Origin of the sequence: Pseudomonas sp. 91RF (genome assembly GCF_003576265.1) — a bacterium.
Taxonomy (GTDB): domain Bacteria; phylum Pseudomonadota; class Gammaproteobacteria; order Pseudomonadales; family Pseudomonadaceae; genus Aquipseudomonas; species Aquipseudomonas kribbensis.
This window is the reverse complement of the sequence record NZ_QWFC01000048.1, coordinates 125,612-138,056: the sequence shown is the minus strand read 5'-3', so window position 1 is coordinate 138,056 and position 12,445 is coordinate 125,612. Positions and strand designations below refer to the sequence as shown.

General features: G+C 62.8%; 12 protein-coding genes. 8 read left to right on the top strand and 4 right to left on the bottom strand.

The features are described 5' to 3' along the window. The first annotated feature begins 4 nt into the window (after nt 1-4). Genes kdpC through DXT77_RS25500 form a run of 3 tightly spaced genes read left to right on the top strand, consistent with a single transcriptional unit; the run spans nt 5 to nt 3,977 of the window. Nucleotides 5-550, top strand: coding sequence for a potassium-transporting ATPase subunit KdpC (kdpC, locus tag DXT77_RS25510; protein ID WP_119429652.1), 546 nt, complete (start codon nt 5-7; stop codon nt 548-550). Nucleotides 551-578: 28 nt separating this feature from the next. Beyond that, on the top strand, nt 579-3,230 hold the full coding sequence (locus tag DXT77_RS25505) for a sensor histidine kinase KdpD (RefSeq protein ID WP_119429651.1): 2,652 nt from the start codon (nt 579-581) through the stop codon (nt 3,228-3,230). A gap of 48 nt (nt 3,231-3,278) precedes the next feature. After that, the gene (locus DXT77_RS25500; RefSeq protein ID WP_119429650.1) at nt 3,279-3,977 is read left to right on the top strand and encodes a response regulator; all 699 of its coding nucleotides are present in this window, start codon (nt 3,279-3,281) and stop codon (nt 3,975-3,977) included. Here DXT77_RS25500 and DXT77_RS25495 read toward each other — a convergent pair. After that, the gene (locus DXT77_RS25495; RefSeq protein WP_119429649.1) at nt 3,974-5,011 is read right to left on the bottom strand and encodes a patatin-like phospholipase family protein; all 1,038 of its coding nucleotides are present in this window, start codon (nt 5,009-5,011) and stop codon (nt 3,974-3,976) included. The genes DXT77_RS25500 and DXT77_RS25495 overlap by 4 nt on opposite strands. 218 nt (nt 5,012-5,229) lie before the next feature. Here DXT77_RS25495 and DXT77_RS25490 point away from each other — a divergent pair, with 218 nt between their 5' ends. The 3 genes from DXT77_RS25490 to DXT77_RS25480 all read left to right on the top strand — a co-directional run bounded on the left by DXT77_RS25490 (nt 5,230) and on the right by DXT77_RS25480 (nt 7,269). Further along, entirely contained in the window at nt 5,230-5,508 is a 279-nt protein-coding gene (locus tag DXT77_RS25490) for a hypothetical protein (RefSeq protein ID WP_041069470.1), read from the top strand. 77 nt (nt 5,509-5,585) lie between these two features. Further along, nucleotides 5,586-6,353: a CHAD domain-containing protein gene (locus DXT77_RS25485; RefSeq protein WP_119429648.1), complete on the top strand. Its 768-nt coding sequence runs from the start codon at nt 5,586-5,588 to the stop codon at nt 6,351-6,353. A 121-nt stretch (nt 6,354-6,474) separates the two neighbouring features. Continuing rightward, nucleotides 6,475-7,269: an acyl-CoA thioesterase II gene (locus tag DXT77_RS25480; RefSeq protein ID WP_119429647.1), complete on the top strand. Its 795-nt coding sequence runs from the start codon at nt 6,475-6,477 to the stop codon at nt 7,267-7,269. A gap of 1 nt (nt 7,270) precedes the next feature. Here the strand turns inward: DXT77_RS25480 and DXT77_RS25475 are convergent, their stop codons facing one another. The 3 genes from DXT77_RS25475 to DXT77_RS25465 all read right to left on the bottom strand — a co-directional run bounded on the left by DXT77_RS25475 (nt 7,271) and on the right by DXT77_RS25465 (nt 10,155). Then, nucleotides 7,271-7,636 carry an Mpo1-like protein gene (locus DXT77_RS25475; RefSeq protein WP_119429646.1) on the bottom strand — a complete coding sequence of 122 codons (366 nt, stop codon included), beginning with the start codon at nt 7,634-7,636 and terminating at the stop codon, nt 7,271-7,273. A 120-nt stretch (nt 7,637-7,756) separates the two neighbouring features. Then, on the bottom strand, nt 7,757-9,238 hold the full coding sequence (locus DXT77_RS25470) for a methyl-accepting chemotaxis protein (RefSeq protein ID WP_119429645.1): 1,482 nt from the start codon (nt 9,236-9,238) through the stop codon (nt 7,757-7,759). Nucleotides 9,239-9,348: 110 nt separating this feature from the next. Beyond that, entirely contained in the window at nt 9,349-10,155 is an 807-nt protein-coding gene (locus DXT77_RS25465) for a TatD family hydrolase (RefSeq protein WP_119429644.1), read from the bottom strand. Between the two features lie 237 nt (nt 10,156-10,392). On the opposite strand from DXT77_RS25465, the gene DXT77_RS25460 reads away from it, so the two are divergent. Continuing rightward, nucleotides 10,393-11,814, top strand: a complete 1,422-nt coding sequence (locus DXT77_RS25460) for a transglycosylase SLT domain-containing protein (protein ID WP_119429643.1) — start codon at nt 10,393-10,395, stop codon at nt 11,812-11,814. 106 nt (nt 11,815-11,920) lie between these two features. Further along, on the top strand, nt 11,921-12,355 hold the full coding sequence (locus tag DXT77_RS25455; RefSeq protein WP_119429642.1) for a DoxX family protein: 435 nt from the start codon (nt 11,921-11,923) through the stop codon (nt 12,353-12,355). The last annotated feature ends 90 nt before the right edge of the window (nt 12,356-12,445 follow it).

Sequence of the window (12,445 nt, the reverse complement as noted above, 5' to 3'; positions counted from 1 at the left end):
TGAAATGTCCACAATGTTACGTCCGGCCCTGAGCCTGCTGGTGCTGATGACCCTGGTCACCGGCGTTGCCTATCCACTGGTCGTCACCGGCGTTGCCCAGGTCGCCTTCCCCGAACAGGCCAACGGCAGTCTGGTGCGCGATGCCGAAGGCAAGGTGCGCGGCTCGTCCCTGATCGCCCAGGACTTTGTCGGCGATGCCTGGTTCCATCCACGTCCTTCGGCCGGTGCCTTTGCCACCGTTTCGAGCAGCGCGAGTAACCTGGCGCCGAGCAATCCGGCGTTGGCCACCCGGGTGATCGATGACGCCAACAAGTTGCAGGTGCCCGGTCAGGGCCCGGTGCCATTGGCGCTGTTGACCACGTCCGGCAGCGGTCTCGATCCGCACTTGCCACCGGCCGCGATTGCCTATCAACTGGCGCGTGTCGCCCACGCGCGCAACTTGCCGGTGGCAACCTTGCAGCAGTTGCTCGACGCGCACATCGAACAGCCGCTGGTGGGCCCGCCGGTGGTGAATGTGCTGGCGTTGAACATGGCGCTGGAAAAGCTGTAATGAATCCTTCAGGAAGAGAGCTTCAAGCATGAGTGACTCCGGCCGCGCCGACGCGCTGTTAGCAGAACTGCCCCGCGACGGACGCGGCCGGCTCAAGGTTTTCCTCGGCGCTGCGCCGGGCGTGGGCAAGACCTTCGCCATGCTGCAGGCCGCCCATAGTCAGCTGCGCCAGGGCGTGAAAGTCATCGCTGGTGTGGTCGAAACCCACGGCCGTGCCGAAACCGAGGCGCTGCTTGGCGGCTTGCCGCAACTGCCGCTGGTGCGTTCGGAATACCGTGGCGTGACGCTGGAGGAAATGGACCTCGACGGTCTGCTCGCCGCCAAGCCGAAACTGGTGCTGGTCGATGAACTCGCCCACAGCAACGCCCCCGGCAGTCGGCACACCAAACGCTGGCAGGACATTCAGGAACTGCTCGCCGCCGGTATCGACGTCTATACCACGGTCAACGTCCAGCACCTGGAAAGCCTCAACGATCAGGTGCGTGGCATCACCGGCGTGCAGGTGCGCGAAACCCTGCCGGACTGGGTGCTGCAGGAAGCCTACGAACTACTGTTGATCGACCTGCCGCCCCGGGAACTGCTCGAGCGCTTGCGCGAAGGCAAGGTCTACGTGCCGGAGCAGGCCCGGGCCGCGATCGATGCGTTTTTCACTCAAACCAATCTCACCGCGCTGCGAGAACTGGCGATGCAGACCGCGGCGGCGCAGGTCGACAACGATCTGGCCCAGGGCTACCGCAAGCTCGGTCAGGCCGCGCCGGCAGTGCGTGGTCGGCTGCTGGTCGGGGTCGACGGCAACGCTGATGCCGAGCGTCTGGTGCGTCACGCCAGCCGTGTCGCCCAGCGCCGGCATTTGCCGTGGAGCCTGGTGCACGTCGACAACGGCAGCGTGCGCGACGAGCAATCACGTCTGCGCCTGCAAGGCGCCCAGCAACTGGCCGAACGCCTCGGCGGGGAAGTGGTGCTGTTGCGGGCCGGCGAAGTGGCCAAGACCCTGATCCAGCACGCTACCGAGCGCCGGGCCAGTCTGGTGCTGGTCGGCCAGTCGCGGCCGAGCCTGCGCCGGCGCTTGTTCGGTGGTGGACTGGCGGCGCGTCTGTTGCGTCAGTCCCACGGCCTGGAAATCAACGTGCTGGACAGCGATCACGAGCAGCACGCGCCACGCCTGCGGACGGCGCCGACACTGGTCTGGTTCGACTATGCGCTGGCGCTGGTGGCGACCATTCTGGCCAGTGCACTGGCGTGGGCGGTATCAAGTGTCTTGCCGCTGCCAAATATCTCGCTGGTGTTCCTCGCGGCGGTGTTGCTGGTGGCGGTGCGCAGCAGCCTGGGGCCTTCGCTGGCCTGTGCGGCACTGTCGTTTCTGACCTATGACTTTCTGTTCATCCCGCCGAATTTTTCCTTCGCCATCCAGCGTGAAGAAGACGTACTGACCTTGCTGTTCTTCCTGCTGATGGCGGCGCTCACCGGTAACCTGGCGGCGCGTCAGCGTCGGCAATTGCAGGCGTTGCGCGATACCCAGGAAGAGACCACCGAGCTGCTCGACCTGTCGCGCAAACTCACCGCCGCCACCGACCGTCAGGCCGTAGTCAGCGCCGCCGCCCAGCACCTCAATGGCTGGAGCGATCTGCAACTGTGCCTGCTCAACCGCGACGGGCAGGGCGGCTGGAAAGTCGAAACCGGCGGGCCGTTGCAGTTCACTGAATCCGAACGCGCTGCCGCCGACTGGGCCTGGCAGCACGATCAACCGGCGGGCATGGGCACCGGCACGCTGCCATTCGGGCGTTGGTGGTGGTGGCCGCTGTCGGTGGAAGACGGGCCGCTGGCGCTGCTCGGTGTGTGTGCCAAAGAAGGCCAGACCTTGAGCGGCCAGCGTCGTCGCTTGCTGACCGCGTTGAGCCAGCCATTGGCTCAGGCACTGGCCCGTGCGCAACTGGCCGATGACCTGGAAGCCGCGCGTCTGCACGGAGAAACCGAGCAACTGCGCAGTGCCTTGCTGGCCTCGGTGTCCCACGATCTGCGCACGCCGCTGACCTCGATGCGCGGCAGCATCGATAGCCTGTTGGCCCTCGGTGAAGCGATCCCGCTGGAGGATCGTCGCGAATTGCTCGAAGGCACCCGCGATGAAGCCGAGCGTCTCGACCGTTACATCCAGAACCTGCTGGACATGACCCGCCTCGGGCATGGTGCGTTGAAACTGGCGCGGGACTGGGTGTCGCCGGCGGACATCGTCGGCAGTGCGCTCAATCGTCTGCGCGCGGTGTTGTCGTCGTTGCAAGTCAGCACCGATGTACCGGCCGAGTTGCCGCTGCTGTTCGTCCATGCGGCGTTGATCGAGCAGGCGCTGGTGAATGTGCTGGAGAACGCCGCACGATTCTCGCCGTCCCACGGCCGTCTGCAGCTGCGTGCCGGGGCGGATGACAGCGAGGTGTTTTTCTCGGTCAGCGATGAAGGGCCGGGGATTCCCGTCGATGAGCGAGCGAAGATTTTCGACATGTTCTACACCGCCGCCCGAGGCGATCGCGGCGGGCAGGGCACGGGCCTGGGGCTGGCGATCTGTCAGGGCATGGTCGGCGCCCATGGCGGGCGGATCAGTGTCGGCGACGGTATCGACGGACGCGGTACCTGCATCACCCTGCACCTGCCTTTGCAGACGCAACCGGGGATGGACGGTGAAGCCTGAATCCGCCTGCGCTACTCTCTTGCCAATCTTTTGTGTTGATGTGAACTCATGACTCAGACCGCGACCATTTTGGTCATCGACGATGAACCGCAGATCCGCAAGTTCCTGCGCATCAGCCTTGCCTCGCAAGGCTACAAAGTGCTGGAAGCCGGCACCGGGGCCGAGGGCCTGGCCCAGGCGGCGCTGAACAAGCCCGACCTGCTGGTGCTCGACCTCGGCCTGCCGGACATGGACGGCCAGCAAGTGCTGCGCGAGTTTCGCGAGTGGGCCACGGCACCGGTGCTGGTGCTGTCGGTGCGGGCCAGCGAAGGGCAGAAAGTCCAGGCGCTGGATGGCGGCGCCAATGATTACGTGACCAAGCCGTTCGGCATTCAGGAGTTTCTTGCCCGGGTCCGTGCATTGTTGCGCCAGGCCCCGGCTGGAGAGGCGCAACAGGCAGCGCTGGCCTTCGGCCCGCTGACGGTGGACCTGGCCTATCGACGGGTGCTGCTCGACGGCGTCGAAGTTGCGTTGACCCGCAAGGAATACGCGGTGCTCGCGCAACTGGCGCGGCACCCGGGACGAGTCATCACACAGCAGCAATTGCTCAAGGACATCTGGGGGCCGACCCACACCGAGGACAGTCACTACCTGCGGATCGTCGTCGGCCATTTGCGGCAGAAACTGGCGGACGATCCGACCCGGCCACGATTCATCGTGACCGAGGCCGGCGTCGGCTATCGATTGTTGAACGAGAACAGCGTTTAGCTCTGCTCGCTCTCATAACGGTCGAGGGTGTCCCGGGCGATCTCCCGGCCTAGCGCGATCAGCTCCGGGGCCTTGTAGAACTCGAAGAACCGGCAGACCCGCTTCGGCACGTTGATCAGGATGTCCGGGGGATACCCGGCGATCTTGTATTGCGCCAGCGAGGTCTGCATCACCTCGAAACTCTGGTTGATCAGATCCAGCAACGACGCCGGCCCGACGTTATCGATGATGAACGAACCGGTGGCGGATTTCGGTGCGCCGTCGCGTTCGGGAGCGGCGGCCGGTTGCTGGGTTTCGGGCTCCGCGCCTTCGACCCACGGATTGATCTCGGCGGCCTCGGCACGCAGCGCTTCCTGTTCCAGTCGCAGCAGTTGCTCGGCTTGTGTGCGGCGGAACGGCATCTTCGAACCGAGTGAGCTGATCAGATTGTCGAAGCGGCTACGAAACGCAGCCGGGCGCTGAATCACCGGCAATTTGTAATGGCGCTGGTTGGTCGAGTTGAGATTGACCGCGATGATCAGATCGCAGTGGCTCGACACCACCGGCACGATCGGCAATGGATTGAGAATGCCGCCGTCCACCAGCATCCGGTTGCCCTGCATCACGGGGGTGAACAGGCTGGGAATCGCCGCCGAGGCGCGCATCGCCTGATGCAGGCAGCCTTCCTGAAACCAGATTTCCTGCTGGTTGGTGAGGTCGGCGGCGACCGCCGTGTAGGGGATGCGCAGCTCTTCGATGTTGATCTCGCCGACGATCTTGCGGATCTGGCCGAAGACCTTTTCGCCACGGATCGCCCCGAGGCGGAAACTCACGTCCACCAGCCGCAGCACATCGAGGTAATCCAGGCCTTCGATCCAGCGTCGGTACTCGTCGAGCTTGCCGGCGGCGTAGATGCCGCCAACCACCGCCCCCATCGAACAACCGGCAATGCAGGCGATGTCGTAACCACGCCGTTCGATCTCCTCGATGACCCCGATATGGGCATAGCCCCGGGCGCCACCGGAGCCCAGCACCAGTGCGACACGCTTTTTCATCAGACTTCCTCCCCGACAGGTTTCCACAATGCACCCATCGAGGGCCGGGCTACAATCGTCAGGGTCGTTCGGGGTGGCCCTGGCGTCGTTATTTCGATACTTCATGACCCGCTGGCGTTATCTTTTGCCGTGCGGTGGATTCGCGGGGCACAAGGCACTTTTTCACCGCCCCAACGTCTTAATTGCACGACTGTTGACCTATCTTTGAGGTGTAAGTGATGAAAGCCTGGATCTGTGTGCCCTTGATTGCTCTGGCATTGGCCGGTTGCGCCGGCAAGACGGCCTACCGCGACAGCTGCGGCAGCCAGCTCGACGCGGCGTGGCATGAGCTGGATCTGGCCAAGGCCGAGGGTTTTGCCGGTACGGTGAGTTACTCCAAGGCCCTGTCGTTGCTGACCGCAGCCAAGACTCAGCAGCAATTCGAGGGATTCGAGGGTTGCAGCAAAAAAGCCGAGAAGGCGCGTTTCTACATTCGCGAATCCCGCGCCGGGCGCTAAGCTGCTGACGCAGCGCAAGTGCAGGTGCCCTGCGCAGGTACACACTCATGCAGTGCCATTGAATTCAGGAGCAAGTAATGTCTGCGTTGGTCGACCGGTTGGTGGCTCATGTCCTGAGCCTGGAAGTCAGGCTGCTGGCCTGTCAGGCACGTTTGACCGCCCGGACCGACCCTGAGGCGCTGCATGATCTGCGAACCACCGTGCGCCGCTTGCGTAGCCTGTTGCGGCCATTGCGCGGTTTGCCCGGTGTCGAGCAACTGGAAGTCGCGGCGGCCGGTGTCGGGCAAGTGACCACGCCATGGCGTGATCGCGAGGTGCTGGCGGCGTACCTGCTCGAACATGGTCAGCCTGAAGCCGCGCAGCGGCGCATGGCGCAGATGGCCGAGGCTTATCCGGCATTGGCGGCCAGTGCGGAAGTGGCTTCGCTGCTGATGATCCTCGATGCGTTTCCGCGTTTCCTGCGGGCGTCCCAGCGTCAGGGACTGCTCGATGATCTGGACAAACGCATCGAAAAACGCCTGGGCAAACAATGGAAGAACCTCGACGTGGCGCTGCACGATCCGGCCCACGACCGCCATCGTCTGCGCCTGCTGATCAAGCGTGTGCGTTACGGCATCGAGGCTTATCCCGAACTCGATCGCCTGCCAAAAGCGGCGCTGTCTCGCCTGAAGTCCGCACAGGGCGCCCTGGGTGACTGGCACGATTGCTGGCAATGGCTGGCGAAAGCCGAGCACGAAGCGGATCTGCAACCCTGCGTCGCCACCTGGCAGGCCACCATGATCAAGGCCGAAAGCAAGGCTGACCGGGTGCTGGAAAAACTCAGCGCCGCCTGCTTCAAATCCTGAATTTCTCTACAGCCCGGCGCGGCTGTCTTATCTGTCAGTCTCTTTGACCGGAATGGACGCTGCGCCGCTCTGCCGCGCTGGTTAAGATCCGGTCATTCCCTTTTTCGTGTCCGAGGTTCCCATGCGCTTCTGCGATCTGATCGATGCTGTCCGCCGTCAACCGGAGGTCACCATTCCGGCCGAGTGGGGCCAGGGCCGGGCCAGTTTTGGCGGGTTGGTTGCCGCACTGCAATTTGAAGTGATGCGCACTCGGGTGCCAGCCGAACGGCCGGTGCGTTCGCTGGCGATCACCTTCGTCGGCCCGGTCGAGCCCGAAGTACCGGTGAGCTTCGAGGTTGAGGTGTTGCGCGAAGGCAAAGCAGTCATTCAGGTGCTGGGGCGCGCCGTGCAGAACGGCCAGGTGGTGACGATGGTGCAAGGCAGCTTCGGTGCTTCGCGTCCTTCGGAAGTGGCAGTTGCAGCCTATCCGGCACCCGAGATGAAACACTGGGACGACTGCCAGGAGCTACCGTACATCAAAGGCGTGACCCCGGAATTCATGCGTCATCTGGCGATGCGCTGGAGTGTCGGCGGCATGCCGTTCACCGGCATTCAATCGCGGCTGATGGGCGGATGGGTGCGCTTGCGTGGGGATGTGAAGGAAGAGCCGGTCAACGAGTCGCACCTGCTGGCACTGGTCGATGCCTGGCCGCCGGCGCTGTTGCCGTATCTGAAGAAGCCGGCACCGGGCAGCACACTGACCTGGACCATCGAATTCGTTCAGCCGTTACACGATTTGAGCACGCTGGACTGGTGCCAGTATCTGGCGGACATCGAGTACGCCGCCGACGGTTATGGGCATGTCGCCGCCAAGCTGTGGAGTGCGCAAGGCGAGCTGGTCGCCATGAGCCGGCAGACGGTGACGATCTTCGCCTGACTCAATGCCGGCGGTGGCGTTCACGCCAGGCGCGGTACCAGCCGCCGCTGAGCAGAAAGCGCGGGAAGGTCAGAAACTGCTCGACCAGCAGGCGCGATACCGCGTCCTTGCGATCACTGAACGGCTCGGAGGCTTGCGCCTCCAGGCTGTGGCCGTGGCGCTGCAAGCCCAGCGCCGCGACAATCCCGATCACGCCGATCGCCACGCTCGCCAGACTCAGGCTGAACACGCCCGAGACGATCAACAGAAACGCGACGATGAACAGCGGCACGGCAATCAAGTGCAGCACCAGATTGGTCGGATGCTGGTGATTGGCCGGGTACGCGCGCCATTGCCATGCGGGAAGGTTGGGGTGACGTTTGCCCATGTTGTTGCTCCTCAATCCATGTTTGGTTCATGGTTGAAGAATAGGCCCGGGCGGGCAGGGCGGCGAATCAAGGTTGGCTATTGCAGTGATAGGGACAATGGCCATTCCTGATCTTACCCCCTAGAGCTTCAGCTGACCGATCGCCTTGTTCAGTTCCCCGGCCAGCGTCGCCAGCTCGTTACTGGTAGTCGCCGAATCCACGGTCTGCTGCACCGTGTTCTCGGTCACATCACGAATGCTCACCACCGCGCGGTTCATCTCTTCGGCCACCTGGCTCTGCTGTTCCGCCGCTACCGCAATCTGCGTGTTGCTCTCGCGCATCTGCGCTACCGCCCCGGTGATTTCCGCCAGTGCTTCTCCTGCTTCTTGCGCTTGCTGCACGCAGTCGTCGGCCTTGTACGAACTCTCCTGCATGAAATCCACCGCGTCGCGAGTGCCGGCCTGCAAGGCCGAGACCATGGTGGTGATTTCATCGGTGGAGGTCTGCACGCGTTTGGCGAGGTTGCGTACCTCGTCGGCGACCACCGCGAACCCGCGACCCATTTCCCCGGCGCGGGCCGCTTCAATGGCGGCATTGAGCGCCAGCAGATTGGTCTGTTCGGCGATGCTGTGGATCACGCTGACCACACCGTTGATTTTCTGGCTGTCCTCGGCCAGACGCTGGATCATTTCGGCGGTCTGCTGAACGCCGCTGGACAGGCCGGCAATCGAATGTTGAACGCGAGTGACCACTTGCTGACCGCTGCCGGCCAGGCCGTCGGCAGTCTGTGACAGGTCGCGCGTGGCACCGGCGTGCTGGGCGATGTGGTAGACGGTAGCGGTCATCTCGTTGATCGCCGTAGCGGCCTGATCGGTTTCGCTCTGTTGGCCGAGCATGCCGTGGCGCACCTCGTTCATGCTCGACGCCAGCCGCGCTGCGCCGACGTCCAGTTGTCGCGCGGTGTTGGCCACGGTGGTGACCACGCGCTGGTAGCCGGCCTGCATCGCGTTGAAGGCATTGGCCATCTGACCGACTTCGTCCTTGCAGGCCAGCGGCACCCGGGCCGAAAGGTCGCCGGTTTTTTCCACGTGCAGCATCACATCCTTGAGCGTGTTGAGCTGGCTGAGCAGGAAGCGGATCAGCAACTGCGAAGCACCGAGCATCGCCAGCATCAGGATGAACACCGCCACCGCGTAGTTGGCGAAGCGTTCGCTGAACACTTGGCTGAGGCTGGGGGCGTAGGCGATCACGGCGACCTGCTGGCCATCGGCACGGCTGAAGACTTCGGCGCCGAGCAGCGGGTTTTCACCGAACAACGGCAAGTGACTGATTTCGATCCAGCCGTTGCTGTCGGTGATTTCCAGCAGCGGTTGATCGTTGAGGCGCGGCGCTTCACCGCGTTTGAAGGTCAGCACCTGATCGGATTTGGGCAGCGCCTGTCCGGCCGGCCACGTCTTGAGCAACTGCGCCTGGACCTGTGCGGAGGCCTGCGCGGCATGGCTGCGTGCCTGTTGTTCCAGCTGCACCGCGTACAGCACCAGCAACAGGGTGGTGACAAAGGCGACCGCGTTGACCGCCCAGAATTTGTATTTCAGCGAGATATTGCTAAGCCAGGCACCCATGGAGGTCTTCTCTGATAGCGGAAACAGTTTTGGCAAGGTGCCATTATTGTGCCGCTACCCAGGTGTCCGGATTTTGATATGCATCAACAAGTGATGCATTCCCCTACGGATCAGGGCAGGACGGGCAGTCTGTAAAAAGCCCGGGCGCACGCGGTGGTGTGGGCCGCCAGATCTTCCTCGGTTTCGCCCCGATGCAACGCCACTTCACGCAGCACTTCGGTCAGATACGCCGGCTCGTTGCGCCCATTCTTCGGCTTCGGCCGCAATGTGCGCGGCAGCAAGTAAGGCGCATCGCTTTCCAGCATCAGGCGACCGCGTTTGATCTCCTTCACCAGCGGATGCAAATGGGTGCCACGACGCTCGTCGCAGATCCAGCCAGTGATGCCGATGTGCAGATCCAGATCAAGGTAGCTGAACAACGCTTTCTGCTCGCCGGTGAAGCAATGCACCACGGCGGCAGGCAACTGGTCGCGGAAGTCACGTAGGATTTCCAGCAGGCGCTGGCTCGCGTCACGTTCGTGCAGGAACACCGGCAGTTGCAGCTCCACGGCCAAGGCCAGATGTTCCTCAAGGACTTTTTCCTGCTGCGGGCGCGGGGAGAAATCGCGGTTGAAATCCAGCCCGCATTCACCCACTGCCACAACGTTCGATTCTTTCAGCAAAGCGCGCAGACGCCGTGCGCTGTCGGCGTTCCAGTCGCTGGCCGAATGCGGGTGAATACCGGCGGTGGCGAACAGTCGCTGGCCGTCCGGATCCAGTTGCCGGCACAGTTCCAGTGCCTGTTCGCTGCCCTCGACGCTGGTGCCGGTCAGCACCAGTTGGCAGACCCCGGCAGCGTAGGCGCGGTCGAGCACGGCCTGATGTTTGTCGGCGAAACTGGGGTTGGTCAGGTTGACGCCGATATCGATGAGTTGCATGGTGCTACCTCGGGCCGAAGGCCGGAAAGCATATCAGAGCAGTAGATTTAAAAGAAAAACCAAGAACTACAACGGCTTATGGCTGTCTGTTGAGGCCGCGAGGCAGCACGGGGTGGCGCGGTTGCCATCACTGTGCCAGTCTCTCGCACTTTATCAGCGCTCCAGGCGCTCTGTTTTCGTCGGTGTTTTGCGACCGTTCAGCGGCAAAAAACGCCCCGTATTCTTTCCGGAGAGTGGATGGTTCGTCCCTCGGTTTTGCTCCTGCTGTGTGGTTCGTTACTGCTGCCGATGACAGCGGTCGCGCGCCTGCCCGGGCCGCTGCAAGCCGTGCCGGCCGCCAAGGTCCGCGACCTGACCGAGATTCGCAACAGTCGCGTGCTGCGCGTATTGGTCAACCAGAGCCGCAACAGCTCCGGCGAAGTCCAGGGCCAGACCATCGGCGTCGAATATCACCGTTTGCGCGCCTTCGAGCAGTATCTCAATGGCCACGCCCGCGACGGCCAGGAAATCACCCTCAAGATCATTCCCAAAGCCAAGGATCAATTGCTCGGCGCGCTACAGCGTGGCGAAGGTGATCTGGTGGCCCCGGGCGAACTGCTCGACCTGCAACCGGGCCACGCGGTCGCCAGCAGCGAGCCGATCGCCAGCAATGTGCCGCTGGTGCTGGTCGGCATCAAGGGCGAGAAGCGCTACACCAAGGTCGAGCAACTGGCCGGCAAAACCCTGGCCCTGCCTACCGGCAGTGCGGCGGGGGAGGCGGTCAGTCAGCTCAATCAGAAACTGGCGCTGCACAAACTGGCGCCGATCAAGATTGAATGGGTCGATCCCACGTTGGCAGTCGAAGATGTGCTGGAAATGGTCCAGGGCGGCATCTTCCACCTGACCATCGTCGAGCAACCGATTGCCGAGCGCTGGGGCAAGATCCTGCCCAAGCTGCGTTTCGACCGGCAGTTGATGATCAGCGAACCGGGCGAGGAATACTGGTTTGTGCGGCGCGATGCCGCGATGCTGCGGGCGAGCATCGACCGCTTCCTGACCGGCTACAAGACGCCGTCGAACGAAGACGCTGCGTTTCTGCGAATCTACCGTCGTCTGTATCAAGTCCACTATCCATTGGCCAAGGCTGACCGCCAGCGCCTGGAAAAACTGCGCCCGACCCTGCAAAAGCATGCCGAAGCGCAGAACATGGACTGGCTCAACCTGGCCGCGCTGGCGTTCAAGGAATCAGCACTGCAACCCAGTGCGCGTGGTGGTGGCGGGCCGACCGGGCTGATGCAGATCACGCCGTCCGCCGCGCAACGGGTGGGCGTCAACAATATCCAGAATCTCGATGCGAATGTGCAGGCCGGGGCCAAGTATCTGGCGATGATCCGCCGCAAGTTCTTCAACAGCCCCAAGCTCAACGAGCGCGAGCGCATGGCGTTCACCCTGGCTGCCTACAACATCGGCCCGGAGCGCGTGCAGGGCATGCGCGCCGAGGCCCGGCGCCGCGGGCTTAACCCGAACCAGTGGTTCTTTCAGGTCGAGCGCATCGCGATGGAGCAGGTGGGGATGGGCGCCGTCAGCTATGTTAATAGTGTGAACAAGTATTACTTGGCGTTCGACCGGGAGCGTGAGTCGTTGGAGCCCCGGGGACAGAAAGTTGTCTCACGCAAATGATCGAATAAATTGATTGTTATGGCGGAATATTTGCGCTTTTAACATAAATTTAACTGATTAATATGGCGGCCAACCAACAAGCACTTCTCCAACAAGGAATACAAACATGAGCTCTCTGATCAACAAGGTCCTGTTCACCCGCGCCGGCTACGGCCTGACTGTTCTGCGCATCGTCGTCGGCGTGATCTTTGCCGCCCACGGTTCGCAGAAGCTCTTCGGCCTGTTTGGTGGCTACGGTCTGGCCGGCACCGCGCAGTATATGGAAAGCCTTGGCCTGACCCCGGGTTACCTGATGGCAATATTGTCTGGCGGCACCGAGTTCTTCGCCGGGCTGGCCCTGATCATCGGTCTGCTGGTGCGCCCGGCGGCGGCGGGGCTGGTGTTCCTGTCGCTGGTCGCGATCTTTTCGGTGCACATCCACAACGGTCTGTTCATGGCCAACAACGGTTACGAGTTCGCCCTGGCGCTGCTCGGTGGCAGCATCGCGGTGCTGATCGAAGGCGCCGGCAAGCTTTCGGTGGATCGCGCCATCGCCGGTTGACCGCTCTGGCTCAAGCAAAAGGCCCGCATTGTGCGGGCCTTTTTTTGTTGCGGCTGATTCTTGACACTCGCTGGTCACGTTCTCTAGGAT

What these genes read in the sequence shown, in the direction of transcription:
- DXT77_RS25460 (WP_119429643.1), top strand. Translation starts at nt 10,393, where the DNA reads ATGGTTCGTCCCTCGGTTTTGCTCCTGCTGTGTGGTTCGTTACTGCTG.
- DXT77_RS25500 (WP_119429650.1), top strand. Translation starts at nt 3,279, where the DNA reads ATGACTCAGACCGCGACCATTTTGGTCATCGACGATGAACCGCAGATC.
- DXT77_RS25475 (WP_119429646.1), bottom strand. Translation starts at nt 7,636, where the DNA reads ATGGGCAAACGTCACCCCAACCTTCCCGCATGGCAATGGCGCGCGTAC.
- DXT77_RS25465 (WP_119429644.1), bottom strand. Translation starts at nt 10,155, where the DNA reads ATGCAACTCATCGATATCGGCGTCAACCTGACCAACCCCAGTTTCGCC.
- DXT77_RS25485 (WP_119429648.1), top strand. Translation starts at nt 5,586, where the DNA reads ATGTCTGCGTTGGTCGACCGGTTGGTGGCTCATGTCCTGAGCCTGGAA.
- DXT77_RS25490 (WP_041069470.1), top strand. Translation starts at nt 5,230, where the DNA reads ATGAAAGCCTGGATCTGTGTGCCCTTGATTGCTCTGGCATTGGCCGGT.
- DXT77_RS25505 (WP_119429651.1), top strand. Translation starts at nt 579, where the DNA reads ATGAGTGACTCCGGCCGCGCCGACGCGCTGTTAGCAGAACTGCCCCGC.
- DXT77_RS25455 (WP_119429642.1), top strand. Translation starts at nt 11,921, where the DNA reads ATGAGCTCTCTGATCAACAAGGTCCTGTTCACCCGCGCCGGCTACGGC.
- DXT77_RS25470 (WP_119429645.1), bottom strand. Translation starts at nt 9,238, where the DNA reads ATGGGTGCCTGGCTTAGCAATATCTCGCTGAAATACAAATTCTGGGCG.
- kdpC (WP_119429652.1), top strand. Translation starts at nt 5, where the DNA reads ATGTCCACAATGTTACGTCCGGCCCTGAGCCTGCTGGTGCTGATGACC.
- DXT77_RS25480 (WP_119429647.1), top strand. Translation starts at nt 6,475, where the DNA reads ATGCGCTTCTGCGATCTGATCGATGCTGTCCGCCGTCAACCGGAGGTC.
- DXT77_RS25495 (WP_119429649.1), bottom strand. Translation starts at nt 5,011, where the DNA reads ATGAAAAAGCGTGTCGCACTGGTGCTGGGCTCCGGTGGCGCCCGGGGC.